Raw genomic sequence first — 23,755 nt, forward strand, 5'->3', positions numbered from 1 at the left:
AGGCTGGGCAAACAGCGTCAATCGTCGGCCCTGGCTTTGCGCCGTAACGCTCCAATCAAGGGATTGGAGATGCTTCAACTTCCTGCATCCAGTTCCCGGTCTGATATTGCCTACAGGCCAAGGTCACCCGGTGATCCATGTATCACGCAAACAACCTCAAGTCCCAGCATCGGGAACGTGTTCCTGCCGCATCCGTCCATACCTGGAGGACCCTCGCTTGACGGGTCTGCTGCACGTTCTCAAACGCCGCGACGACTGTGTTTGCTTGTGTTCAACGCATTGATTTGAAAAAGCCTGCGCAGCGTCGGCGGCAGGATTATCGGCATCAATCCTGGCCGGAAGAATGAGAATCAGCTCGAAGCAAGGCTTTTGTTACAACCTTGAAAACCCAGATTTCAGGTAAGAAACCAGATTGGCGATAACCACCAGATATCGCCCATCCACTCATCACAGGTGGAACCTCTTGGCGATGCATCCGCGCCGTTGAATCTGCCATTCGCCACGAATGGCGAACGTGGACTGATACAGGCGGCCAGCGCGTTATAGCCAGATTTGCAGAACAGCTCGGACGACACCTACCCATCCGGTGCTGCGAAGACCACAGGCCACGCACTTCGTCTTGAGTGGCCGCCAGCGTGACTGCAGCGCAGTACTGCAACCAGGACGATGCGGCGCCCGGACGTAGGCCGACGAAGGTCGGCCCACGCCAACTCAGGCTTCGCGATAGCCTTTGCCCAGCTTCTCGGCCACCAGCTTGTCCATCTCCCGGCGTGCACGCTCGGCGCTGTCGAAGACTTTTACATTGCGCTGACCATTGCTGCCGATACGGCCATAGTTCACCGCCAACTCGCTGCCACTGACTGACACGCGCCAGAACTTGTTCGAGCTGCCCTGATCGAACACCAGGCTGCGGCTAACAGACGCCTCTGCCAATTGGGGCGGCACGTCGTCCACGCTGGCATGCACGCTCTGCGCGGGCAGCGGCTGCGCAACCAACACATCAAATGCTTCGTCCGGTTCTGCTTCCACGCCCTGCAGCGCCGCTTCGATGCGCGCCAGTACCGCGTCAGGTGCGCGCAGCCAGTCGCGTCCCGGCACATCGATCACCTTCCAGCCAAAACCACGCAGCACGCCGGGGCGGAATACATACCGTTCGCAGGTATCGGCGATGGCCTGCTGCGGATCATCGAGCAGGATCGCCAGCTGGTAATCGCCGCCAGCCGGATCAACAATGGCCAGATCGCAGCGGAACTGCGAGCGCCCCACCTGTTCATGCACCACATGCCCGCGCTGACGCAGGGCAGCGGCCAGCGCCTGACGGATTGCGTCGGGCGACGGCGCAGCCGCGAACGCCTCGCGTGCGCCCGCGTTGAGTGCGCCCAACACCAGCTGTGCGCGTTCGAAGTCACCACGCGCATTGGCCTGGGCGAACTGCAGGAATGCGCGCAACGCAGCAGCACCGTCGTTGTGGGTGTTGGTGATCGCCTCGGCGTGAATGCTCGATACCACCGCCATGCGCAGCCGCGCGCGGCTGAAGATCACGTTCAGGCGCTTCTCACCGCCACGCTGGTTGATCGGGCCGAAGTTCATCAGCATCCGACCATCCGCGCCCGGCGCATAGCAGATGCTGAGGATGATCAGGTCACGCTCATCACCCTGCACGTTCTCCAGATTCTTGACGAACAAACCATTGAACTGGTCCTCGTCCTCGCGCACGTATTCGCGCTCCAGCTGCAGTGCGAACTCCGGGTCTTCCAGGGCCAGGGCTTCCAGCGCCGATTCGATCTCCGCCTGCTGCGCCTCGGAGAAGGCAACGATGCCGATGCTCTGGCCGCTGCCACGATGCAGCAGCTCACGCACCATCTGCGCGATGTAACGCGCCTCGGCTGGATTGCGGCGCGCGCCGTACACACCATCGGCAACATGGTGGAAACTGACCGCGCGCTCGTGCAATGCGTCCGCACCGATCCCACCGGCATCTTCCTGGGTCGAATGCACCGGCGCCGGCACATCGGTTGCTGGTTCGATCCGGCGGTCCGGAATGGTGACCAACCTGCCGTCGTAGAAGGCAGCGTTGGAGAAACTGATCAAGGCTTCGTGGCGACTGCGGTAATGCCAGGCCAGCAGGGTTGCCGGCAGGTTGCGTGCGGCCTGGTTCAACAGGCTGTCCGAATCCATGTTGATGGCGATGCGCTCGCCATCTTCTTCCACCACCACTTCTTCCTCTTCTTCGCCGGCGGCGGCGGAGAAGAAGCTGGTCGGTGGCAGCTGCATCTCGTCACCAACCACCACGATCTGCCGCGCCCGGCTCAATGCCGGCACCGCTTCCTCGGTTGGAATCTGGCTGGCTTCGTCGAAGATCACCACATCGAACAGATCCGGCGACAGCGGCAAGGTATCGGAAACCGACAGGGGACTCATCAGCCAGATCGGCTTGAGGTCGTTGACGACCAGCCCAGTCTCATCGTCGGACAGGTCACGGATCGAGCGATGACGCATGCTCTTGCCGAATTCGTGTTCGAGCTCGCGACGGCCGGTGGCATAGCGCTTCTTGAAGTCCTTGCCGGCCGCATCGAGCTGGGTGGCCGACAACGACGAGGCTTGCACGTTGCCTGCAAACAGCCGATGCAGGGTGGCCTGCACCACCTTGGCATTCAGCCCCAGCAACTCGCGCTGGCCATCGCCGATATGACGGGCGGTACCCGCCAGCGCAGCACCGTCGAAGCGCGCCAACTCCGGATGCGCGCGTTCCAGCCGGCGCAGCGCCTCGTCGGCAACCAGTGACTCGATCTGCAGCACCGGCAGCGGCAGCTGCCGCAGTGCCGCACTCACCGCAGGATCACCCGCGTGCACCGCACGCAGCAGCGGCAGCAGATCCGGTAGCTCCTCCAGGCCTTCGCGCAGGTCGCGCATCAACTCGGCAACCTGCTCCAGGCGCTGCTCCGGCTGCGCGTCCACGCTTTCGCCCAGACGTTGGATCAGCTTGTGCAGCGGCGCGGCGGCCACGGTCTCATTGCGTGCGGCAGTGACCGGATCCAGCGCGCGATCCAGATGCGCCAGCATCGCCTGCATCGGTGCGGAACTGCTCTGCAGCTCGCGCAAGCGGGCCAGTGCGTCCAGCAGGCCGCGCATGCTGGTCACGCCGAACTGGCGGCAGCTGCGGGCGTCAGCCTGTGCCAACCCGGCGCTTGCGGCATGCTCGGCCGCCAACGCCTGCAGCACCCTGGCATAGCCCGGGTGCACCGCATGCTTGCCGAAATCGTAGCGTCTGCGCAGCTCGCCACGCAGGCGCCACCATGCTGGCTGCAGCCAGCGTGTCAATGAGCCTTCCAACTGTTGCGCCAGGGCCAGTGCAGCCTGGGTGTCGTCCTGGCTCAACTTGTCGCGCCAGTGGGCCGTGGCCTGGGCGCATGCGTGCAGGACTGCCTGCTGCTTTTCCAGATCGTCGCTCGCACGTTGCAGTTCCACCGCCTGCGAGGACGCTGCGTCCAGCAGCTGCAGGTGCGCGGCCATGCCGTTGTCGAGCAGCCAACGTGCCTGCTCGGCCAGCTGCAAGGCCTGCGTCGGCGTCAGCGTCGGCTTGATCAAGCCCGAACTGTCCTCCAGCACCGGGTCCAGTTGCTCCAGCAGGGTTTCGCAATCGTCCACCAGCTGCTGCACGCGGCCGAACGCACGCTCATCCGCCACCAGCGCAGCGGACAGGCGACCGAATGGATGCGCGGCCAGACTGTCGATGCCGAAGCGTTCCTGCAGGTTGCGCTGCACGCGCAGGGCAAGTTCGCGCTGCCCATCCCATGCAGCCAGGTTCGGCAGCACTTCCCGCCGCGCAGCATCCAACTCGGGCATGGCCGGCAGTTCGGCCATGCGTCGCACCAGCTGGCGAACACTGGTGCCCAGCGGCTCGGGCACTGACGACATGGCCTGCTCGAAGGCATCGATGCGCGCCTGCAGGTGTTGCAGCTTGTCCAGCACCGCATCGCGCTGCTGGTTCAGCAGCTCGCTGTCGTGCGGTTGCGCGACCCAGCGTTCGTAGCAGCCACGCAGGTCGGCGATGAAGGCCTTCTTGTCGGCCTGCGAGTCGTGGATCAGGCAGCACAGCGGATCCAGCCCAGCCTGCTTGAGGCGGTGGAACACCACGTCGAGCGCAGCACGCTTCTCGCAGACGAACAGGACGCGCTTGCCACGTCCCGCGTAATCGGCGATCAGATTGGTAATGGTCTGTGATTTGCCGGTGCCCGGCGGCCCCTGGATGATGAAGCTGCGTTGGCTGCGCGCCAGCCCCACCGCTGCCCCCTGGGTGGCATCGGAGGCGATGACGTTCCATTGTTCGCGCAGCGGCAGCACGTCCGCCGCGCCTGCATCCAGCGCGCGTGGCTCGATCGAGAACACACGGTCGAACGCCGGATTTTCGTTATTGCCTTCCAGCAGCTGGGTGTAGTCACGCACCAGCGACATTTTCTTGTAATTGAAGTTGGCCAGGGTGACCTGGGCAAGGTCCAGGTCCCAGGCATAGCGGTGCCCTTCGGCCTCCTGCAAGGCATAGCCGACGCGCTCTGCATCTGCGGCTTCCACCATCCGTGCATGGCGCGGGCCTGCGCTCGGTGCGGCGCCGGCTTCGAAGCGCTGCGGCAAGGCGCTCGGCCGCACCCAGCGCTCGAACAATGCCTGGCCCAGCGGCCGGTAGTCTTCGCGTTCGTAGCTGTAATCCGGCAGGTGCGCGCTCAATGCGCGGTTGCTGCGCCCGCTGGGGCGGCGGCGTTGGAACTGCTGCAGACGCTGCAGTGCTTTCTGCCGCACCAGCTTGATCTGTGCCTTTTCCAGCAGGCGCAGCTCGACCGAGGGTTCGGTACGACGGATCTGTGCCAGCAGGTCGGCATGGATCTGCGCGATGCTGGTTTTCTGGAGGTCCACCGTTTCCGGCAACTGGATGTCATAGAGCTGGCGCAGCTGGTGGCGCAGCACCGGATTGAACTCGGCCTCACCGTCTTCGGCCTGCAGCACGTACTGGTCACGCACGCCCTTGCGCTTGACCAGTTCCACCGGCAGCCACAACAGCGGCGTGGTGATGCGCTCTTCCGGGAATTCCTTGAGGTTGTGCCAGCGCAGGAACGCCACCACCAGGCGCAGGTTGCTGAAGCCGTATTCGGCGCGGTCGCGGCGTGTTTCCTGGATCAGCTTGTCCAGTGCCGAGGGCAGGAACGGCTGGTCGTCGAAGCGCAACCAACGCTGCAGGTCCACCGCCTTGCCGGCCATCAGCTCGGCCGCGAAAGGCCCGCTCCAGGTGCAGATGTGTTCGGGTTGGATGCTCTCCACCTGCAGCATCAACGGCACGCTGGACACGGTGATGTTGACCGAGCCCGCCGTGGGCCGGAAGAACAGCAGGCGATTGCGTCGTGACAGGTCGAACAAACGATCACGCAGATGCGACAGCACCGCGCCACGCCGCGACGACAGCCCGCTGACGCCGGACAGGGCACGCGCCACATCCAGCACGTCGGGCTGATCACGCCAGGTGCGCAGGCGCGCCGCCAGCCCGCCCAGCTCCGTGGCGCGGTCATGCCGATTGAGCGCGGTCATTTCGACGATGACGCTGGCCAGCACCGGATGCAGTCGCGGCGCCAGCACGAACAGGTTGTTGCGGTTGCCGGCGAAGCTGCGCAGGTCGTCGGTATCGTCGAAGTCCAGGCCACAGGCCAATGCCGCCAGCAGCATGCCAAGCTGGAAGATATCGGTCAGCTCGTCGTGCTGCCCCAGTGCCAATTCCCAGCTGCGATACCCCGGCAGATAAACCGGCTGTTCAATCGGCGCTTCGGTGTCGGCCTGCACGGCCAGGTCATCCACCTGCTCACGCCCGTCGGCATCATGCGCCAAGCGCAGCGCGCCGACGATGTTGAGGGTGGAGCTGGCAGCAGGCTGCACCCGGTTCATGAGCGCGGCGCTGACCGTGGTCGCGGCCTGCCCGCTGATATTACGCAGCGCCAGCGCACCCGCACCGTCCAGTACGATCACATCCGGCGACAGCGCGGCCACGCGCCCGGCCTCATGCAAGGCGGTCACCTGGGCGAACAGCGGCAGCACCAACAGCAGTACGTCATCGGTGGCGAGCGCTGCACCGGCCTGTGCATCGATCAGCGCGGCGAGGTTGCCGGAAGACAACGGGGTTTCATCGATCCCACTCATGCCCGCATCGTCCGTTCGGTGTTCTTCTTCAACTTGTCCAACTCACGTTTGCCTAGCCGCGCATCGCGCTTCAGATTCAGCTGCAATGCGTTCTCGCTGCCCAGTACATGCGCCAGCGTGCTCGCCCGGAGCAGCGCGGCGTCCTGCACGTCGTTGTCGACCAGCGCAAGATCCAGCATCAGCGCATTGAGATAGCCGCGCACACTGTCATCCACTTTCATGTCGACGATGGCCTGCGCCGACAGCGCTGCCTCGTCCGGCGTCCAGTCCGGAAACAGCTGCCGCACCTGGTTGAGCACCAGCTCGCTGCGCAATGGCTGCTCCTCGAGGAAGTGCGTGAGGAAGCCGCGCGTCAGCTGCTCAAGCCTTGTCTGATCGAGCAGATCCAGCGCTCCCAGCGACAAGCTGCCGCAGAGCTTTTCACGGACCCATTCGGCATGTTGCCCGGCCCCTTGCCACCACAGCTCCAACGCGCGTGCGCGGATGAAGGTCTCCGGATGGCTGCGCATGTTGCTGGCCTGCTTGTCGCCGGCATCCACTTCCGCGGCCTGCCGCAGGTAGGCCGCCGGATCGGGGTTGGTCATACCGGTCTGCACCTTCAGCAAGGTGCTGACCGCCGGGCTGGGTGCAGCGGCAGCCACGGCGCCGCCGCGGTCAGCGAACAATTCGGTATGCAACGAGTAGCGACGCAGGGTTTCGGCATGACTGGCCGTGGCCTGTGACGATGCCAGCGCATCATTGAGGATGCGGTCGGCAACGTGGAAATCGCCGTCCTCCAGCGACCACAGCAGGTAGTGCGCAAGCTCGTGGCCAAACAGGGCCAGCCGCTCGTCCTCGGTCAGCCGCTCCAGCAGCGGCCCCTGCAACACCACGTGCACCTCACCGGGCACGAACAGCAGCGCTGCGTTCATGTCCTGGGCACCGGCCTGGTACAGCGTGGCCGGCGCTTCCACCCCGAGCCGCTGCATCGCCAGGCGCAGGCTGGCATGTATCTCCGGATGCGCCTGCGCCTCCAGCCGGTAGGTATCACGCAGCAGATCGGCACGGACCTGTGCGAGGTGTTCTTCGCGGATCTTCTGCGATGCCGCCCAGCGCCACACATCGGGTTCGTGCTGCTTCAGGTGCGCCACCAGTTGCCGGTGGTAATCGAGCGGCGCCAGTGCGGGCCGTTCCCCGGTTGTGACATCCATGCTGGGTTTCCGTGCGTGTCCAACAGCGAGTTTAGGAGATTCCTCCAGGTGACAGGCCGCCAGGATCGGTGGGCTCCCGGCATTGGGACGTGTCCGGTAGCCACATGCCGCTGTTTGCCATCCCGATCGCTGGAAACAGCCAATGGCGCACGAACAATCAGAACGAGGGAAGTTCCCTTTTCTTCACCTTAATTTATGTACTGGTCAGTTTGATATTCAGGGTGGATTCCGTCGGCTAACGGATAATTCACAACTATCGAACGGCCACAGATTCAGGCCGTAACGATCAAGACCAATAACGAGGTAATGCCGAAATGAAGACTTCTTTGATCGCTCTGGGCCTGCTGGCCGCCCTGCCGTTCGCCGCTTCGGCTGCCGATGGCCTGTCCTACAACTATGTGGAAGGCGGCTATGTGAACACCGATACCAAGGGCGGCGACGCCGATGGTTGGGCGGTGAAGGGCTCGGTTGCGGTACATCCGAACTTCCATGTGTTCGGTGAGTACAACGCGCAGGAAACCGACAAGTTCAAGGCTGACGTCGACCAGTGGCGCCTGGGTGTTGGTTACAACTACACCGTTGCCCCGAACACCGACCTGCTGGCCCGTGCGGCCTACCAGAAGCTGGATCTGGAGTACGGCCCGAAGTTCAACGGTTACAGCGCTGAAGTCGGCGTGCGTACCGCCTTCACCCCGAACTTCGAAGGCTATGCCCTGGCTGGCTACGAGGACTACAGCAAGAAGAACGGTTACAACCCGGACGGCGAGTTCTACGGCCGCGTCGGCGCGACTGGCAAGTTCAACGCGAACTGGGGCCTGACCGGCGAAGTGAAGCTGGCCAAGGCTGGCGACAAGGAATGGTTCGTCGGCCCGCGCTTCACCTGGTAAGCGACAAAGCAACAAGCGACAAGTAGTGGTGTTGTATGGCGCGTGACCTCTCTCCCACGCGCCGCTGGAAGCCCGGTCCTCCCCCGACCGGGCTTCTTTTTTTTTGGGCGGCGCCCGGCGGTAGTGCCGAGCCATGCTCGGCAAGGCTGGCTTTCTGTAGTGCCGAGCCATGCTCGGCTGAAGCTTCACCGGTAGAGCCACTGCCGAGCATGGCTCGGCACTACAAAAAAAAGCCCGGCATTGCCGGGCTTTTTCTTTGATCGTCGCTCATCCTTACTTGAACAGCGTGTCCGGGTACTCCGGCTTCTGTTCGCGGGCCAGCAGCTGCTGCAGGCCTTCGGATGGGCTGAGTTCGCCGTGCAGTACCGACTGCACTGCCTTGGAGATCGGCAGGTCGATGCCGTGGCGGTCAGCCTGACGCATGACTTCGTCGGCAGTCTGCACCGATTCCACCACCTGGCCGATTTCCTTCACCGCATCGGGCAGGCTCTGGCCGCGGCCAAGCGCCAGACCCAGGCGGCGGTTGCGCGACAGGTCGCCGGTACTGGTCAGCACCAGATCGCCGAGGCCGGCCAGACCCATCAGGGTTTCCGGCTTGCCACCGATGGCAGCCGCCAGCCGCAGCATTTCATTGAGGCCGCGGGTGATCAGGCCGGCACGGGCATTCAAGCCCAGCTGCATGCCATCGGCCACGCCGGTTGCCACTGCCAGCACGTTCTTCATCGCCCCGCCCAACTCGGCACCGACCATGTCGTCGCCGGTATAGGCACGGAACGCCGGGCCATGCATGGCGTCGGCCACCTGCTGGGAAAACGCATCGTCATCACCGTGGACGGTAATGGCGGTGGGCAGGCCCAGGGTGACTTCCTTGGCGAAGGACGGGCCGGTGACGACGGCCAACGGCACGTCCGGGCCCAGCACCTCACGCGCTACTTCATGCAGGAAACGGCCTGAGCCGGGCTCGAAGCCCTTGGTCGCCCAGGCCACACCTGCCCCGGCCGGCCGCAACGGCGCCAGCGCGCGCACGGTTTCGGCAAAGGCATGCGAAGGCACCACCACCAAGATCCAGTCTGCCCCGGCAACGGTGGCAGCCAGGTCGGTGCTGGCGCGCAAAGATTCTGGCAAGGGAATCCCCGGCAGGTACCGGGGATTCTCATGACGCTGATCAATCGCCTCGATTACCGCTGCATCACGTCCCCACAGCACGGTCGTATGACCGTGCCGGGCCAACAGTGTAGCCAGCGCGGTGCCCCAGGAGCCCGCGCCGACAACGGCGATCTTTTCTGCGTCGTTCGTACTCATACAGGAACGCAGACGCCGATCAGGCGTTGCCAGCCGGCTCGGAGTCGGCCAGCGACGGCTCGCCCTGCTGCTGACGCTGACGCAGGGTTTCAGCGTACAGGCCTTCAAAGTTGATCGGCTGCAGGTAGAACGGCGGGAAGCCGCCAGCCTGGATCAGGTCCGAGACCATCGAACGCACGTACGGGAACAGGATGTTCGGGCACTGGGTGCCGAGCAGCACGTCGATTGCCTGCGGCTCCAGGCCGATCAGGCCGAATACGCCAGCCTGCTCGACTTCGGCCACATAGGCAGTCTTGTCGCCGGCCTTGCAGGTCAGGGTCACGCCCAGCACCACTTCGAAAGCGGTGTCGGACAGGCGCTGCACCTTCTGGTTCAGGTTCAGCTGCAGGTCCGGCTGCACGTTCTCGTTGAAGATGACCGGGGAGTTCGGCGACTCGAACGAAACGTCCTTGACGTAGATCTTCTCGATGGTGAAAGCCGGGCCGTTGGCGGATTCGTCGGCCGGGACTACGCCGTTGGTGTTCTCTTCGGACATTGCTCAAGACTCCAGAACAGATTGTTCATTGAATGGGATTAGTACAAGACCAGCGATGGGGGCGGTTGCCCACCTACACAAGCCCTGACTGAAAATTTGCTGACTCAGTTGCGGCCTTTGACCAGCAGCAGATCTGCTGCCTGCCATGCCGGCAAACCGCCATCAAGCACATAAACCTGCTCATAACCGGCTTTTTTCAGCGTTTTTGCTGCTGTTGCCGAGGCATTGCCGGTACGGCACAGCAGCACCACCGGGCTCTGCTTGGCGTTGGCCAGCAGCTTGTGCGCGGGGGTCAACTGTGCCGGCTGCACATTGCGGCTACCGGCAATATGGCCCTTCTCGAAGTCGGCGGCAGCCGACAGATCGATCACGGTCGCACCGCCGGCATTGATCATATGGGTCAATTCAGACGGCTTGAGCGACTTGTAGCCACGGAACAGGCGGGCGATCTCGGTGGCAATGATGGCCACCGTCAGGCCGACCAGGGCCAGTGACAGCATCGGATTTCGGCCGGCGAAGGCCAGCAACTCTTCGTAATTCACTCAGGTCACGGGTCGATAAGAGGGCATGGATTGTCGCACAGCCGGTGAAAATGCAGCCAATGCCTCATTGGCCCTGCCAGAAGTCCGGTAAACCGGCTGCCTGCCACCAGCGCTTGGCTTCCGGGTCCCAGCGCCAGCGCTCGTTCACGACGACCGTACGCTCTGCCTGGGTATTGCGGTTGATAACGCCCATTTCGACGCGCCGCTCGATGCTGCCATCGGCGCCAGTGCCGCCCGAACGCTCGCGGTAGCTGGACACCTGCACCTGCCGGTAGCGCTCGCGCTGCAGGTCGGTGATTGGATGCTGCTGCAGGTACAACGGGTCGATGAACTCTTCCGCCTTGTCGAAATCGCCCCAGCGCACGGCCGCAACATAGGCTTCCTGGGTAGGCACCAGCTTGTTGCGCTGTGAGCGGCTCGGGCCCTCGGCCTGGGCTGCACCAGCGACCAGCAACAGGGCGACGACAACTGACTGGAACAGGTTTCGGTACATGCAGGCCCCCTCGGTGATGGCCGATCTTAGCCTTTGCCGAGGGCAACGAAGCGCCCTTCAAACTCGGCGGCACCACCTTCGATCGCCGCCCGCACCGTCACCCGCGCGCGCCCGCGCTTACTGAACAAGGTCAGGAAGCCATCCCAATCCTGGTCCGGGGCCAGCCGTGCGCTCGCCAGCAGGTCGCCATAAACCGGCGCGCGGTAGCGGATATTGCTGTCGGCCACGTACACCTCAGCCTGCTTGCCGGCCAAGCCCAGACGCATGCTGACCAGCGCCCAGCCCGACAGGGTCATCACCGAAGCCAGACTGCCGCCGAAGGCATTGCCCTTGTCATTGATGTTCGCGTCCAACGGTGCCTGCATGCGCAGCACGCCATTGTCATAGCCGGCAATGCGAATGCCCATCGCCGCAACCGGCGGCATTGCGGTGAGAGTGCGCTGAAGGTGTTCCAGCAGCACGGGGTCAGCAAAATGTTCGGACATGTACGCGCACGCAAAACGGAAAGCGCCCGCATAATGCATGGAATGAACCGCCCCGCCTATGTGCCAGCCGACACGGTCTGGCATCTCATCTCGATGCGTCCGCAAGGGCAGCACGACACCTTGCGCAGCGCAGCTGCGCGTTTGGGTGCACGTACGCTGGCGTTGTCACCCTGGCGGCTGCAGATGCGCACCGATGAATCAACGCGCGCGCAGCTGAACGCAGCACGTGACTACGATCGACTGGTGTTCACCAGCCCCGCCGCCGCCGAAGCCGCCGCGCGCTTGCTGCCATTGGCCGAGCTTCGCGCAGGCAGCCTCATCGCCGTTGGCGAAGGCACCGCACGCGCCTTGCGTCGCCGCGGTGCGGCCAGCGTACAGGCGCCGACCCGGATGGACAGCGAAGGCCTCCTGGCCTTGCCAGCCATGCGGCACCTGCACGGTCTGCGCGTGGCCTTGGTCACCGCTCCAGGTGGTCGTGGCGTGATTGCTGCGCAGGTGCGCGAGCGCGGTGCCGAGCTGCAACGCATCGATGTCTACGAACGCGTGCCGTTGCCGGTCAGCAAGGCCACCATTGCGCGCCTGCAGGCACTGCCTATGCCTTATGTGGTGGCGATCAGCAGCGGCGAAGCGCTGCAGACGGTGCTGCCGTATCTGCCGCCAGACCTGGTGCAGCAATGGCAACAGGCCGCAGCGGTCGCCGCCAGCGCACGACTTGCCGAACTTGCCTCCGAGCTTGGCTTCCGCAACGTCAGCATCGCCACAGGCCCCCTGCCTGCACAGCTGGCCAGCGCCGCCCACGCCGCGCTTTTCCCGGCCGCAGGCTGAGCGCAACAACAAGGGCGACTTGCAGGCATTCGGCGCGCGGGCGATGCTTTGCCTGCACCAACAGCGTGGTCACCCTTGTGTCGTGGCCATGCCCGCCAAGGATGTTGCCCCCTGATGAATGAAGACGTCGCACCCGCTCAACCGCGCCGGCCCCTGCGCTGGCTCCTGCCGCTGATCGCCATCGCCGCATTGGGCGCCGCCGGCTGGTTTGGCTGGCACAGTTGGCAGAGCCGCCAGCAGCAGGCCGATCTGGCCCGCGACAACGCGACCCAGCAATTGACCGCCATGCAGCAGGGGCTGGAAGCCCTGCGCCGCGACCAGCGCGCCAATGCCCGCAGCATCCAGGACGCCGCCGCCACCAACCGCGTGCTGCGCGATGAAGTGCTGGGGCTGAGCCAGCGCAATGCGCTGCTGGAAGAAAACCTCGCCCAGTTGGCCGACAGTTCGCGCCAGGGCGCGCAGGCCGTACGCCGCGAAGAGGCCGAACTTCTGCTCAATCAAGCCCAGCAACGGCTGACCTTTGCCGGCGACCTGGATGGTGCGCGTCGTCTGTATGCACTGGCCGCCAGCGCGCTGGAAGGCATCGACAGCCCCGACTACCTCAACCTGCGCCAGGCCCTGATCCAGGAGCGCAACGCGCTGGACGCATTGGGCCCGGGTGTACGCGCCCGCACCGCTGCCCAGCTTGAGCAGTGGTCCGCTGAACTGGAACGCCTGCCCGAACACCTGCAGCTGCCCGCCGACAGCCAGCAGCCATGGTGGCAGCAGATGCTGTCGCCGCTGGTGCAGATCCGTCCGGCCGACGGCAAGGTACTGGTTGCCCGCTCCGAGCGGATCGCCGCCAATGACTCGCTGCAGATCGAGCTGAGCCTGGCCCGCGCTGCCCTCGAACGTGGCGATGACAAGGCCTGGCAGCAGGCACTGGACCGTGTAGATGACTGGCTGCAGCGGCTGTGGCCGGATTCGCCGCAGCGTCAACAGCGCCGCCGTGAACTACGCGAGATGCACGGCGTGGAACTGCGCCCCAACCTGCCCGAGCTTGGCAGCACCCTGCAGCAACTGCGCAGCACGCGCACCGCCAAGGACGCACCATGAAGGCTTTCCGCTCGCTGTTGCTGGTGCTGCTGGTCGCCGCTGCCGGCATCTTTGGTGCGCAGTGGCTGGGCCAGGACTCGGTACGCAGCTTGGGCGAAGTGATCGTCCGTGCCGGCGACCACGACTACATCGCCACCTTGCCGCAGGCTGCCTTGGCGGTACTGATCGCCGCATTGCTGGTCTGGCTGCTGTGGTCGCTGGTCAGCACCCCATTCCGGGCCTGGGCACGGCATCGCCGCAAGCAGGGCCGCGCGCGCCTGATCGATGGCCTGCAGGCACTGGATAACGGCCAATGGCAGCGCGCCGAAAAACTGCTGCAGAACGCCGCAACGGAGAAAGCCGTACGCCCGATCGCACTGGTCGCCGCCATGCGTGCGGCCGAAGCACGCGAGGACAACAGCAGCGCCGGCCAGCACCTGCAGCAATTGGCCGAAGCCGATCCGCACCTGCACGCCCTGCACAGCGCCGAGCGTTGGCTGCAGCTGGACAAGCCGCTGGAAGCGATCAACGCGCTGGACCTCCCGGCCCTGCAACCCTTGCCGCCACGCGGCCTGTGGCTGCGCACCGAGGCATTGCAGCGCGCCGGTCGCGCTGAAGAGGCGTACGGCCAATTGGGTGCATTACGCCAGCAACAGGTGCTGCCGCCGAGCGCCGTTGCCGGACTGGAAACCACGCTTGCCCTGCAGATGCTCGACGAAGCCAGCGACGTCAATACCCTGGCTGCTCGCTGGGAGGTGCTACCCAAGTCGCTCCGCGTCAGCCCGCAGGCGGTGGCGCGCTACGCACAGCGCGCGGTGGCACTGAACTGGACCGACGTCGCCCTGCGCAGCATCGAGCAGACCCTCGACAGCCACTGGGACGAAGCGCTGGTCAGCCTGTACACGCAGCTGCCGGTGGAGAAATACGATTCGCGCCGGGCAAGCGCCCAGCGTTGGCTACAGTCGCATCCCAACAGCCCTGCCCTGCTGTTGGGTTTGGCGCGCCTGGCCGCTGGTCAAGGCCAATGGGCGCAAGCCGAGGAATTCCTGCATCGCGCCATCGCCCAGGATGCCGGTGCGGACGCCTGGGAAGCCTTGGGCGAGGTGTTTGCCGCACAGGATGAGCAGGCGCTGGCAAACCAATGCCTGCTCAATGCGGTGCGTCAGCGCCGCGGCGAAACGCCGCAACCGATCCAACGCCGCAACCTGCAGCAGCAGATCCAGGACCAGGCCGTGGCCGAAGAGCGCGATGCGCATGGCTTGCCGCGTTTGCCGGGTTGAGTCTCTGCAGGTGCACCTTCGACGCTTTCCGTAACGAGCCGCAATGAACATACCCCCGGATATCCACGCGCGCGTGGTCGCACTGACCGACGCCATCCTCAACGCCTGCGAAGATGGCGAAGAGGACGCCAGTGCATCGCTATATGCACAGCTGCATGCTTACTGCGATTCAATCGCCGCTGCCGGCCGCGATCATCCATTCCTGTGGGAAACGCTGGCCGACTTCACCAGCGATGATCACCTTGCCATCAAGTACTACACCCACGCCTTGATGCTTGCCAACGCTGCGCAGGCGATCAACTACGAAGCCTCGATCTGCCTGGCGCTGGCCGAACGTCACTCCAACCTGGGCGATGTTGCCGCTGCGCACGAACACGCGCTGCGCGCAGATGCATTGGCACAGCGCACGGAAGACCTGCCACTGCGCCAGGCCATCAGCCAGTTCCTGCTGGATCACGCGCAGGCGACCAACGAGGACTGAGCTGGCGCTGTATCGTCCTGGCGTATTGCGCTTTCCTGGGCTTCGTTGGCCGCTGCCGAACTAGTCGCGGCGATACGGATAGCGTGGCAGGCGCGCCAGGAACGCCGGCGATACCCCGCGATACACAGCCAAGGACACATCGATCTTCCTGGGCTTGAGTATCTGCATGCCGATCAGGCCCCACAGCACCATCACCAGGAAGGTCAGTATTCCCAGGCCGATCACCGCACCGCTGTCGAACAGGAAACAACCAAACAGCGGCACCAGCGACGCCCATGCCATCAGGATGAAATTCAACCGCCGCTTGCGGTGCGCCGAACGCAGGCCGACGTTGTGCACTGCCGTCTTGCGCACCGCCAGTGCGGCAATCAGATAGACCAGGAAGTGCAGCAGGATCAGCAGATACATCCACGGTGAATGCCAATAGAACTTGCGCTGGCGGTATTCCAGCGCTGGCTTCCCGCATTTGACACAGTAGCGCGGCAGATCGCTATGCGGCAGCGCCAGCAGCTGATCACCGTCGCGCCAGCAGGTCCCGTTATCCGGGCTGGTGTTGGCAAGCGGCGGCGGCAAGGCCTCCGGCGCCGCATACGGGTTGAACTCATCCATTCGTTACGTCCCCTGTGAGATCCAAGCGGGCCGCCTCTCGAGCGAACCGCAGCTACGCCGCTGGCGTGGCAGCGCGGTGTGCGGCTGCACAATCCATCGGCGAACCGGCGCTCAGAACACAGCCCAACGAACACACCGCCAGCTACGCCGCTCAGCGCCGCCCTTGTTGTGGCTTGACGTCGCTCGCATCGTCACTGGCAGCTGCATCTGCAGCCACTCCCGCCGCATAGGCGGCATCTGCGGCTGCGGCTGCGGCGGCAGCTGCCGCATCGGCGGCGGTGCGGGCTGCGGCTTCCGCGGCCTCCGGCGAAATCGGGCCCGCTGCCGTCTCCTTGGCCGGCGGCGGTGCATTCGCATCCACCGCCATGGTGTTCATCGGGTTGTTGTCGGCGATCAGCTGCAGCTGCTGTGCAATTTCGGCGACGTACTGGCGACGCGCGCGCTCGCGGTCCTGTCCACGCACCAGACGCTCCGGAAGCGGCTGCAGGCGCTCGAAGCGCGCGCGCGCGGAATCGAAACGCGACAACCTGCGTTCCCATTCGCCCAGCAGCATCTGGCAGTACAACCAGGACTCGTCCTGATCGGCGACGGCGCGCGCATCCGGGCATTGCGGCGCGATCGCCGCCGATGCGGCTTGCACGTAACGTGGATATTGCTCAGGCGAAGCCTGCCAGGTCGCACTCTGCAACACCCCGGCACGCTCCTTCAACGGCGCATCGACGGCTTCAAACAGGCGCGCCAGCAACCAGTAGCTGGTTTCAGTCCCACGCATGCGCTGGTACTCGTCGCTTGCGACCACGGCGGACAGGCGCTTGATTTCCTCGGCACTGTAGTTTTTTTTGTAGATGACGAAGCCGTTGCCCGGACAGGACACCAGTGGCCACGGCGATTCGATGGGGCCATACAAGCGTCCGTCAAGGAAGCGGCTGTACGCCGTGCCCGAACCCATTTCCTGGGCACTGAAGCGTTCACCGCCAATGGGGCAGACATGCTCCACTTTCATGAAGGTCATCGCAGCAGCCGGTGCCGCCCATCCTGCCAACAACACCGCCAAACCGATCGCAATACGCTTCATGCCCTACCCCCGTCCTTTGGTCAGCAGACAATAGGGGTGCCGGGCCGGCCCCCGCAAGGGCACCGTAGTGCCGACCCATGGTCGGCAAACGGCATTACCGGGCACGCAACTGCCGAGCATGGCTCGGCGCTACATCAACTGCAGCAACGCTCAACAATAGCGACCGCGCCGTAGTGGCGACCCATGGTCGGCAAACGGCATTACCGGGAACGCAACTGCCGAGCATGGCTCGGCACTACACCAACTGCAGCAACGCTCAACAATGGCGACCACGCCGTAGTGCCGACCCATGGTCGGCAAACGGCATTACCGGGAACGCAACTGCCGAGCATGGCTCGGCACTACATCAACTGCAGCAACGCTCAACAATGGCAACCACGCCGTAGTGCCGACCCATGGTCGGCAAACGGCATTACCGGGAACGCCTCTGCCGAGCATGGCTCGGCACTACAAACAGCGCATCAGCGCTCGACGATGGCGACCACGCCCATGCCGCCGGCGGTGCAGATCGACACCAGTGCACGACCGCCGCCGCGGGCAGCCAGTTCCTTGGCCACGGTACCGATGATGCGGGCGCCAGTGGCTGCGAACGGGTGGCCGGTGGCCAGCGAGGAACCCAGCGGGTTGATCTTGGCCGGATCGATACGGCCCAGCGCTGCATCCAGGCCCAGGCGGTTGCGGCAGTAATCCTCGCTTTCCCAGGCGCTCAGCGTGCACAGCACCTGCGCAGCGAAGGCTTCGTGGATTTCGTAGATATCGAAATCCTGCAGGGTCAGACCATTGCGCTTGAGCATTTCCGGCACAGCGGTGGTCGGTGCCATCAGCAGGCCTTCGCCATGCACGAAGTCCACTGCTGAAACCTGCGAATCACGCAGGTAGGCCAGCGGCTCGTGGCCGTGCGCACGTGCCCACTCTTCGCTGGCCAGCAGCACCGCGGCGGCGCCATCGGTCAGCGGGGTGGAATTGGCGGCGGTCAGGGTGCCGCGGCCAGAGGCCTTGTCGAAGGCCGGCTTCAAGGTGGCCAGCTTTTCCAGCGAGGTATCCGGGCGCAGGATGTTGTCGCGCTCGACGCCGCGGAACGGTGCGATCAGGTCACTGAAGAAACCGCGTTCGTAAGCGGCAGCCAGCTTCTTGTGCGAGGACACCGCCCATTCGTCCTGCGCTTCACGCGAGATGTTCCATTCCTTGGCCATGTCCTCGCAGTGGTCACCCATGCTCTTGCCGGTGCGCGGCTCGGCCACGCCGGGGAACTCGGGCTTGAGCTCGGAGAACTTGAAGCCCTTGAGCAGGGTGCGGATCTTGTCGCCGGTGCTCTTGGCACGGTTTGCGGCCAGCAGGCGCGCGCGCAGCTTCTTGCCGTAGACGATCGGCACGTCGGAGGTGGTATCCGAACCGCCGCCGATGCCGGACTCGATCTGCCCCAGGGCGATCTTGTTGGCGACGGTGATGATGCTGTCCAGCGAAGTACCGCAGGCGCGCTGCAGGGTGATGCCCGGGGTCAGCGGCGACAAGCCGGACGACAGCGCGGCCTCGCGGCCCAGGTTCCAGTCGCTGGGATGCTTGATCACCGCGCCCATCGCCACTTCGCCCAACTGCTGGCCATGCAGGCCAAACCGTTCAACAAGCGCCCCAAGCGTACGGACCGACATGCCAAGGTTGCCAACGTCCGAATAAGCGGTGTTCTGACGGCAGAACGGAATGCGGACACCACCGAGGATGGCGACGGGTCGAGCGCTGGGCATGCGGGTACCTGACATGGGAAAGAGTGTTCAAAGTGGCCTGCACGCGATAGCAGGCATAATGGTGTTGAGTGTAGCTTCGAGGCCGTGATGGGCCAACCGCGAATCATGAGCAATTCAAACCCCGACGTGAACGCCCTTGGCGTAGTGGCATTGGAACTGGCTGGCGGCGAGCAGCCCGGCAAGGCAGCCTTGGGCTCCGAGCAGGCTGGCGAACTGGTCGCATTGATAGGCCGCGACCTGACCAAGCTGGTCCCGCAGGTCAGCGAGCTGGACCTGGTTTTCGCCGCGGCGCATTTCGACCCGGCCGAAGTGCTGCGCCCCGGCCTGCCCATTCATCGGCGCCTGGAAGAACTGCAGATGCGCGCGCCCGGCCGCAACCACGGTGCGCGCCTGCTGGCCTTTGGTGCCGATGCCAATGGCGACATCCCGCTGCCACTGCAGGCCGATCCCGCGCTGACCGGCGGTGCGCTGCGGCTGCTGCCGTTCGTGCTGGCTGGCGGTGAAGCGGCAGTGCGCCAGGACGTGCGCGATGCGTTGGAAGATGTGCTGCTGGCCAATGGCATGGCACAACCGGATACCGCGCTGCTGGCACAGAACAGCTTTGCCGCGCAGATCGAACACGCGCGCTATTTCACCGTCAACGACCTGGCCGCGATGATGGCCATGCAGTACGACAACCAGGGCCTTGCGGATCTGTGGCCAATACTGGAGACGGCGATGTTCGCGCCGAACGAAGAACAATGGCTGGACGCCTCGCCCGAACCGCTGCTGCGTTACGTCGGCGGCGAAGTGCGGATGGCGTTGTTTGATCCAGCAGGCTGGTGCGCGCATTACGCGCAGGACAAGAACGACTGTGATCGCCTGCAACGCGTGTACGAGCAGTACATGATGCGCCAGCGGCAGATGGCCGCCGTATTGGAAGCGCATGGCATCGACGTGCTGTATGTGCACGTGAATGCCGGGCAGGATGCGAAGGCGTTGCTGGCGCACTGAGTGCGCGCTGGTGAATGCAGAGAGGCCGCGTAAGCGGCCTTTTCTGTTCCTGAAGTGCCGTGCTCTGCCCCCCTCCCTTGCGCGAAGCGCAGGGGAGGGCTGGGGAGGGGTGCTGTTGCTGTTGCCTATCGCCCCTGAACTGATCGTCTGACCTCCAAGGTCAGTGGTGAATCACGGCGAGAGCTGCATGCTGGGAGCAGATGCAAGTTCAAAGGCCAAAGCCAAAGCACCCCTCCCCAGCCCTCCCCTTCGCTGCGCGAAAGGGAGGGAGCCAATCACTCCGCCTTGGCAATCACCGCACAAGCCAGGCGTGCACCGGCATTGCCGGTCGGCTGGGTCTTGTAGTCGTCCGGGTCGGCGTGGACGATCAGGCCGCGGCCGACGATGTCGAAACCATCACCAACACCGACGTTGACGTTGCTCGCCACCGGGCCGTCGATGTGCGCGTTGCCCTGCGCATCGGCCTTGATGTTGGGCATGTCGCCGCCGTGGTGCATGGCGGTGCTGATGCTGCCGTGTTCGCTGCTGCCCGGGTTGAAGTGGCCGCCGGCGCTGGTGCCGTCCGGTGCGCTGCAATCGCCCTTCTCGTGGATGTGGAAGCCGTGCTCGCTGTCCGGCTTCAAGCCGGTGATGTCGCCGCTGGCACGCAGTTGGCCATCAACCAGGCTGAAGTTGATGGTGCCGGCGACCGTGCTGTCCTTGGTCGGCTGCAGCTGTGCGGTTGCGATTGGCTTTGCCAATTCCGGCGGTGCAGCCGGGTCGGCTACCGGTGTGGTCTCGGTCGTGGGGGCGATGCTGTCGGCCGGCACCGCATCGGGCTCTGCGCCCTTGTTGCAGGCAGTGAGGGCCAGGGCGCTGGCGAGGAACAGGCTGGTGTGGATCAGTCGCATTGGTTGACTCCCTTGCTGGTCTGGATCGAATCCGGATTGGACTTGCGGGTTGGCACGCTCAGCGCACCACACGAATCACCGCACAGGCGACACGCGCACCTGCATTGCCGGCCGGTTGGCTGCGGTAATCGTCGGCTGACGCATGTACCACCAGTGCGCGCCCAGCGACGTCGTTTGCAGCACCACCGCCGAGGGTAACGCCGCGCAGATGAACGTCCACGTTCGCCACGCCTTTGGCATCGGCCTGCAGGTTGTCCATGTCGCCGGCATGGTGCGCGCCCGCAGCGGCGCGGCCGTGCTGCTGCATGCCCGGGTTGAAATGGCCGCCGGCGCTGCTGGCATCCACCGCGCTGCAATCGCCTTTCTCATGCACATGGAAGGCGGCCTGCTGGCCGCGCGGCAAGCCACCGATCACACCGGTGATATGCACCCCGCCAGCTTCCGGCACCAGTGCGAGACGGCCACTGACCAGACTGGCCGAGGCCGGTGCGAGATTCGCTTCGGCCATCCTGGCGGTGCTGACCGTGGCCACCGGCGGCGGCGCCTCCGGCTTGGGTGCGGGCGTGGAACCGCAGGCGCTGAGCAGCACAGCAGCAATGCTGGCGGTGAGGGGAAGCAGGATGCGCATCGATATCTCCTTGCAACAGAACAGACGGGCCGGTGCCATGCTCAACTGCCGCGACGGCGGCCAGGCCCTAGTTTGCGGGTAACGGTGTTACGGCCAAGTCCCAGCCGCGTGGCGGCATCGGCACGATGGCCATCGGTGAAATCCAGTGCGGCTTCCAGCAGCACAGCGTCCAGACGCTCGCGCGCCTCGGCATGCAGGCCACTGGCGCCTTCGGCCAGACGTTGCCTGGCCCATGCCGCCAATGCCTTGTCCCAGTGCTGCGGTGCCACCGCCGCAGTGCTGCCGGTGGCGCGGCCGCCGCGGTTCAATGCGGCCTGTACGTCTTCGGCCGATACCGTATCGGCGACAGCCAATGCCGCCAGACGCCAGCAGACGTTCTCCAGCTCGCGGACGTTGCCCGGCCAATGGTGTTCGCGCAGCGCTTTCACCGCGGCCACCGACAGGCGCTTTGGCGGCATGTCGAGCCGGCGTGCGGCGTTGGCAAGGAAATTCTCGGCCAGCTGCGGCACGTCGCCGAGGCGCTCGCGCAGCGGCGGCAGCAGCAGCCGCACCATGTCCAACCGATGCAACAGGTCGGCACGGAAGCGCCCTTGTTCGACCAGTGTTTCCAGGTCCTGATGGGTGGCGGCAACCACGCGCACATCGACGCGGATCAGCTCGCGGCCACCAACGCGGAAGAACTCGCCTTCGGCCAGCACGCGCAGCAATCGGGTCTGCAGCGCCAGCGGCATGTCACCGATTTCATCGAGGAACAGGGTGCCGCCGTCGGCCTGCTCGAAGCGGCCGATGTGGCGCTTGGTCGCGCCGGTGAATGCGCCGGCTTCGTGGCCGAACAGTTCGCTTTCCAGCAACTCGGCCGGTATCGCCGCGGTATTGAGTGCGACAAACGGGCCTTTGGCGCGCGGTGACTCGCGGTGTAATGCATTCGCCACCAGTTCCTTGCCGGTGCCGGTCTCGCCATTGATCAGCACCGACAGCGGTGCCTGCGCGAGACGGCCGATGGCGCGGAACAGCGCGCGCATCGCTGGTGTGTCGCCGATCAGCTGTGGCGGCCCTTCTTCCTTCTGCGTTGCCGCAGGCGGCAGTGCCACCGGCTGCGGCAGTTCTTCGGCTTCGGGCAGCGCGCGCCGCGCCAGCTCCACCGCATCGTCCAGATCAAAGGGCTTGGACAGGAATTCATGCGCACCGCCGCGGAATGCGCCAGCGGTGCTGGCCACATCGGTGTACGCCGACATCACGATCACCGGCAACTGCGGATGCGCGGTCTTGAGCTTGTCCAGCAACACCAGTCCATCGTCACCGGGCATGCGCACATCGGTGAACAGCAGATCCGGCACCGGCTGCCGCGCCATGGCACTCAGCGCCGCGGCAGCGCTGTCAAAACCTTCCACCGTGTAACCGGCGTCGCGCAAGGCGGTGGTGAGGACAAAACGTACCGAACGGTCATCATCGACTACCCAGACGGTCGCGGCCTGTGTCGACTTAGGCATCGCCCACCTCCGGCGCTTCCTCGGCGGCTGGCAACGGCAGCAGCACGGTGAACACGGTGTGGCCGGGGCGCGAGCGGTAACTCAAGGTGCCTCGGTGTTCGCGTGCGACCTGCTGCGCCAAGGCCAGGCCAAGCCCGGTGCCTTCGGCGCGGCCACTGACCAGCGGCAGGAACAGGTGCTCGGCCAGTTCTTCCGGCACGCCACGGCCGTCATCGGCCACTTCCAGCCGCAAGGCAAGGGCATAAGGCTGCTCGGCGATGCGCAGGCCATGCTCGACGCGGGTACGCAGGGTGACGCTGGTGGCGCCGGCCTGGATCGCATTGCGGACCAGGTTCAACAAGGCCTGGGTGAGGCGATCGCCATCGCCGGGAAACTCGGGGATGCTGGGGTCGTAATCGCGCAGCAGGCGTACCGACCAGCCGGCTTCGTTCTCGACCAGGCGCAGCACGCGCTCCAGCGCGGCGTGGATGTTCAGCGGCGCATGCGGACGCTGCGGTGCTGGCGACAGCAGTTGCTCCAGCAAGGTGTTGAGGCGCTCGATCTCGGCGCCGATCAGTTCGATCAACTCGCGTTCGTCGGCATCGCGCCCGCTCGCACGGCGTGCCAGCAGCTGGGCCGCGCCTTTCAGGCCAGCCAGCGGATTGCGCAGTTCGTGGGCCAGGCCCTTCAAGGCGGCGCTGAAGGCGCCGGGCAAGACCTGCGCCGGGTCGGCGCCCTGGAACTCATCCACCGGATGCGCTTCCAGCAGCCAACCGCCCTGCTCCACCGCGCTCAACCAGCCATCGGCGAAGCGCGGGGTCTCTCCTGGCAGCGCCAAGGTCAGCCGCGGCAGGCGGGTCAGGTCGGTGGCCGGGTTGGCCAGGCGCTGCGCCAAGGCCTCGCCCTGCGCTTCCAGCGACACCAGTGGCTGGCCAAGCAGGCGCCGCACGCTCACCCCCAGCCAGCGGCAGAACGCAGGATTTGCTCCTTGGATGCGCCCGTCCACGCCACTCCAGACCAGTGGCGTGGCCAGCAATTCCGGGGTGGGTGAGAACTCGACGTCGGTCATTGCACC

General features: G+C 65.0%; 20 protein-coding genes. 6 read left to right on the forward strand and 14 right to left on the reverse strand.

Features of this window, described 5'->3' with window-relative positions:
- Nucleotides 1-711: 711 nt before the first annotated feature.
- Nucleotides 712-6,180 carry an AAA domain-containing protein gene (locus ACVOLS_RS01925; protein ID WP_481544237.1) on the reverse strand — a complete coding sequence of 1,823 codons (5,469 nt, stop codon included), beginning with the start codon at nt 6,178-6,180 and terminating at the stop codon, nt 712-714.
- Entirely contained in the window at nt 6,177-7,370 is a 1,194-nt protein-coding gene (locus tag ACVOLS_RS01930; protein WP_481544238.1) for a M48 family metalloprotease, read from the reverse strand. Before ACVOLS_RS01930 ends, ACVOLS_RS01925 begins: the two co-directional genes overlap by 4 nt.
- A gap of 314 nt (nt 7,371-7,684) precedes the next feature.
- On the opposite strand from ACVOLS_RS01930, the gene ACVOLS_RS01935 reads away from it, so the two are divergent.
- Nucleotides 7,685-8,257 (forward strand): OmpO family porin, encoded by a 573-nt coding sequence (locus ACVOLS_RS01935; RefSeq protein ID WP_481544239.1) that lies wholly within the window; start codon nt 7,685-7,687, stop codon nt 8,255-8,257.
- Between the two features lie 273 nt (nt 8,258-8,530).
- On the opposite strand, the gene ACVOLS_RS01940 is transcribed toward ACVOLS_RS01935, so the two are convergent.
- From ACVOLS_RS01940 to ACVOLS_RS01960, 5 genes are all read right to left on the reverse strand, one after another.
- Nucleotides 8,531-9,559, reverse strand: a complete 1,029-nt coding sequence (locus ACVOLS_RS01940; RefSeq protein WP_481508654.1) for an NAD(P)H-dependent glycerol-3-phosphate dehydrogenase — start codon at nt 9,557-9,559, stop codon at nt 8,531-8,533.
- Nucleotides 9,560-9,578: 19 nt separating this feature from the next.
- The gene (gene secB, locus ACVOLS_RS01945; RefSeq protein WP_481508655.1) at nt 9,579-10,094 is read right to left on the reverse strand and encodes a protein-export chaperone SecB; all 516 of its coding nucleotides are present in this window, start codon (nt 10,092-10,094) and stop codon (nt 9,579-9,581) included.
- A gap of 104 nt (nt 10,095-10,198) precedes the next feature.
- Entirely contained in the window at nt 10,199-10,636 is a 438-nt protein-coding gene (locus ACVOLS_RS01950; protein WP_346499887.1) for a rhodanese-like domain-containing protein, read from the reverse strand.
- Between the two features lie 64 nt (nt 10,637-10,700).
- The gene (locus ACVOLS_RS01955) at nt 10,701-11,129 is read right to left on the reverse strand and encodes a hypothetical protein (RefSeq protein WP_481544240.1); all 429 of its coding nucleotides are present in this window, start codon (nt 11,127-11,129) and stop codon (nt 10,701-10,703) included.
- A 26-nt stretch (nt 11,130-11,155) separates the two neighbouring features.
- Nucleotides 11,156-11,614 carry a YiiD C-terminal domain-containing protein gene (locus ACVOLS_RS01960; RefSeq protein ID WP_481544241.1) on the reverse strand — a complete coding sequence of 153 codons (459 nt, stop codon included), beginning with the start codon at nt 11,612-11,614 and terminating at the stop codon, nt 11,156-11,158.
- Between the two features lie 42 nt (nt 11,615-11,656).
- Between ACVOLS_RS01960 and ACVOLS_RS01965 the strand changes: the two genes are divergently transcribed.
- The 4 genes from ACVOLS_RS01965 to ACVOLS_RS01980 all read left to right on the forward strand — a co-directional run bounded on the left by ACVOLS_RS01965 (nt 11,657) and on the right by ACVOLS_RS01980 (nt 15,274).
- Nucleotides 11,657-12,439 carry a uroporphyrinogen-III synthase gene (locus ACVOLS_RS01965; RefSeq protein ID WP_481544242.1) on the forward strand — a complete coding sequence of 261 codons (783 nt, stop codon included), beginning with the start codon at nt 11,657-11,659 and terminating at the stop codon, nt 12,437-12,439.
- A gap of 114 nt (nt 12,440-12,553) precedes the next feature.
- Nucleotides 12,554-13,534 (forward strand): uroporphyrinogen-III C-methyltransferase, encoded by a 981-nt coding sequence (locus tag ACVOLS_RS01970; RefSeq protein WP_481544243.1) that lies wholly within the window; start codon nt 12,554-12,556, stop codon nt 13,532-13,534.
- The gene (locus ACVOLS_RS01975) at nt 13,531-14,793 is read left to right on the forward strand and encodes a heme biosynthesis HemY N-terminal domain-containing protein (RefSeq protein ID WP_481544244.1); all 1,263 of its coding nucleotides are present in this window, start codon (nt 13,531-13,533) and stop codon (nt 14,791-14,793) included. Before ACVOLS_RS01970 ends, ACVOLS_RS01975 begins: the two co-directional genes overlap by 4 nt.
- Before the next feature lie 43 nt (nt 14,794-14,836).
- A complete protein-coding gene (locus ACVOLS_RS01980) occupies nt 14,837-15,274 on the forward strand; it encodes a hypothetical protein (RefSeq protein ID WP_481544245.1) in 438 nt (145 codons plus the stop codon).
- Nucleotides 15,275-15,334: 60 nt separating this feature from the next.
- On the opposite strand, the gene ACVOLS_RS01985 is transcribed toward ACVOLS_RS01980, so the two are convergent.
- The 3 genes from ACVOLS_RS01985 to ACVOLS_RS01995 all read right to left on the reverse strand — a co-directional run bounded on the left by ACVOLS_RS01985 (nt 15,335) and on the right by ACVOLS_RS01995 (nt 18,715).
- On the reverse strand, nt 15,335-15,883 hold the full coding sequence (locus ACVOLS_RS01985) for a hypothetical protein (RefSeq protein ID WP_481544246.1): 549 nt from the start codon (nt 15,881-15,883) through the stop codon (nt 15,335-15,337).
- 151 nt (nt 15,884-16,034) lie between these two features.
- Nucleotides 16,035-16,958 (reverse strand): hypothetical protein, encoded by a 924-nt coding sequence (locus ACVOLS_RS01990; protein ID WP_481544247.1) that lies wholly within the window; start codon nt 16,956-16,958, stop codon nt 16,035-16,037.
- Between the two features lie 461 nt (nt 16,959-17,419).
- Nucleotides 17,420-18,715 carry an acetyl-CoA C-acetyltransferase gene (locus tag ACVOLS_RS01995; protein WP_282269672.1) on the reverse strand — a complete coding sequence of 432 codons (1,296 nt, stop codon included), beginning with the start codon at nt 18,713-18,715 and terminating at the stop codon, nt 17,420-17,422.
- Between the two features lie 90 nt (nt 18,716-18,805).
- Here ACVOLS_RS01995 and ACVOLS_RS02000 point away from each other — a divergent pair, with 90 nt between their 5' ends.
- Nucleotides 18,806-19,693 (forward strand): hypothetical protein, encoded by an 888-nt coding sequence (locus ACVOLS_RS02000; protein ID WP_481544248.1) that lies wholly within the window; start codon nt 18,806-18,808, stop codon nt 19,691-19,693.
- A 275-nt stretch (nt 19,694-19,968) separates the two neighbouring features.
- On the opposite strand, the gene ACVOLS_RS02005 is transcribed toward ACVOLS_RS02000, so the two are convergent.
- From ACVOLS_RS02005 to ACVOLS_RS02020, 4 genes are read right to left on the reverse strand one after another with little or no spacing between them, the layout of a single operon-like run.
- Entirely contained in the window at nt 19,969-20,583 is a 615-nt protein-coding gene (locus tag ACVOLS_RS02005) for a superoxide dismutase family protein (protein WP_481544249.1), read from the reverse strand.
- A 58-nt stretch (nt 20,584-20,641) separates the two neighbouring features.
- On the reverse strand, nt 20,642-21,211 hold the full coding sequence (locus tag ACVOLS_RS02010) for a superoxide dismutase family protein (RefSeq protein WP_481544250.1): 570 nt from the start codon (nt 21,209-21,211) through the stop codon (nt 20,642-20,644).
- 41 nt (nt 21,212-21,252) lie between these two features.
- Nucleotides 21,253-22,701 (reverse strand): nitrogen regulation protein NR(I), encoded by a 1,449-nt coding sequence (gene ntrC, locus ACVOLS_RS02015; protein ID WP_481544251.1) that lies wholly within the window; start codon nt 22,699-22,701, stop codon nt 21,253-21,255.
- Entirely contained in the window at nt 22,694-23,749 is a 1,056-nt protein-coding gene (locus tag ACVOLS_RS02020; protein ID WP_481544252.1) for a two-component system sensor histidine kinase NtrB, read from the reverse strand. The genes ntrC and ACVOLS_RS02020 overlap by 8 nt, the downstream gene beginning before the upstream one ends.
- Nucleotides 23,750-23,755 lie beyond the last annotated feature (6 nt).

This window comes from Stenotrophomonas sp. STEN038 (assembly GCF_056759895.1).

Coding starts and splice junctions, on each gene's coding strand:
- ACVOLS_RS02010 (WP_481544250.1), bottom strand. CDS start 21,211: ATGCGCATCCTGCTTCCCCTCACCGCCAGCATTGCTGCTGTGCTGCTC.
- ACVOLS_RS01965 (WP_481544242.1), top strand. CDS start 11,657: ATGAACCGCCCCGCCTATGTGCCAGCCGACACGGTCTGGCATCTCATC.
- ACVOLS_RS01940 (WP_481508654.1), bottom strand. CDS start 9,559: ATGAGTACGAACGACGCAGAAAAGATCGCCGTTGTCGGCGCGGGCTCC.
- ACVOLS_RS01925 (WP_481544237.1), bottom strand. CDS start 6,180: ATGAGTGGGATCGATGAAACCCCGTTGTCTTCCGGCAACCTCGCCGCG.
- secB (WP_481508655.1), bottom strand. CDS start 10,094: ATGTCCGAAGAGAACACCAACGGCGTAGTCCCGGCCGACGAATCCGCC.
- ACVOLS_RS01930 (WP_481544238.1), bottom strand. CDS start 7,370: ATGGATGTCACAACCGGGGAACGGCCCGCACTGGCGCCGCTCGATTAC.
- ACVOLS_RS01990 (WP_481544247.1), bottom strand. CDS start 16,958: ATGAAGCGTATTGCGATCGGTTTGGCGGTGTTGTTGGCAGGATGGGCG.
- ACVOLS_RS01970 (WP_481544243.1), top strand. CDS start 12,554: ATGAATGAAGACGTCGCACCCGCTCAACCGCGCCGGCCCCTGCGCTGG.
- ACVOLS_RS01980 (WP_481544245.1), top strand. CDS start 14,837: ATGAACATACCCCCGGATATCCACGCGCGCGTGGTCGCACTGACCGAC.
- ACVOLS_RS01985 (WP_481544246.1), bottom strand. CDS start 15,883: ATGGATGAGTTCAACCCGTATGCGGCGCCGGAGGCCTTGCCGCCGCCG.
- ACVOLS_RS01975 (WP_481544244.1), top strand. CDS start 13,531: ATGAAGGCTTTCCGCTCGCTGTTGCTGGTGCTGCTGGTCGCCGCTGCC.
- ACVOLS_RS02000 (WP_481544248.1), top strand. CDS start 18,806: ATGAGCAATTCAAACCCCGACGTGAACGCCCTTGGCGTAGTGGCATTG.
- ACVOLS_RS02005 (WP_481544249.1), bottom strand. CDS start 20,583: ATGCGACTGATCCACACCAGCCTGTTCCTCGCCAGCGCCCTGGCCCTC.
- ACVOLS_RS01955 (WP_481544240.1), bottom strand. CDS start 11,129: ATGTACCGAAACCTGTTCCAGTCAGTTGTCGTCGCCCTGTTGCTGGTC.
- ACVOLS_RS01960 (WP_481544241.1), bottom strand. CDS start 11,614: ATGTCCGAACATTTTGCTGACCCCGTGCTGCTGGAACACCTTCAGCGC.
- ACVOLS_RS01995 (WP_282269672.1), bottom strand. CDS start 18,715: ATGTCAGGTACCCGCATGCCCAGCGCTCGACCCGTCGCCATCCTCGGT.
- ntrC (WP_481544251.1), bottom strand. CDS start 22,701: ATGCCTAAGTCGACACAGGCCGCGACCGTCTGGGTAGTCGATGATGAC.
- ACVOLS_RS01935 (WP_481544239.1), top strand. CDS start 7,685: ATGAAGACTTCTTTGATCGCTCTGGGCCTGCTGGCCGCCCTGCCGTTC.
- ACVOLS_RS02020 (WP_481544252.1), bottom strand. CDS start 23,749: ATGACCGACGTCGAGTTCTCACCCACCCCGGAATTGCTGGCCACGCCA.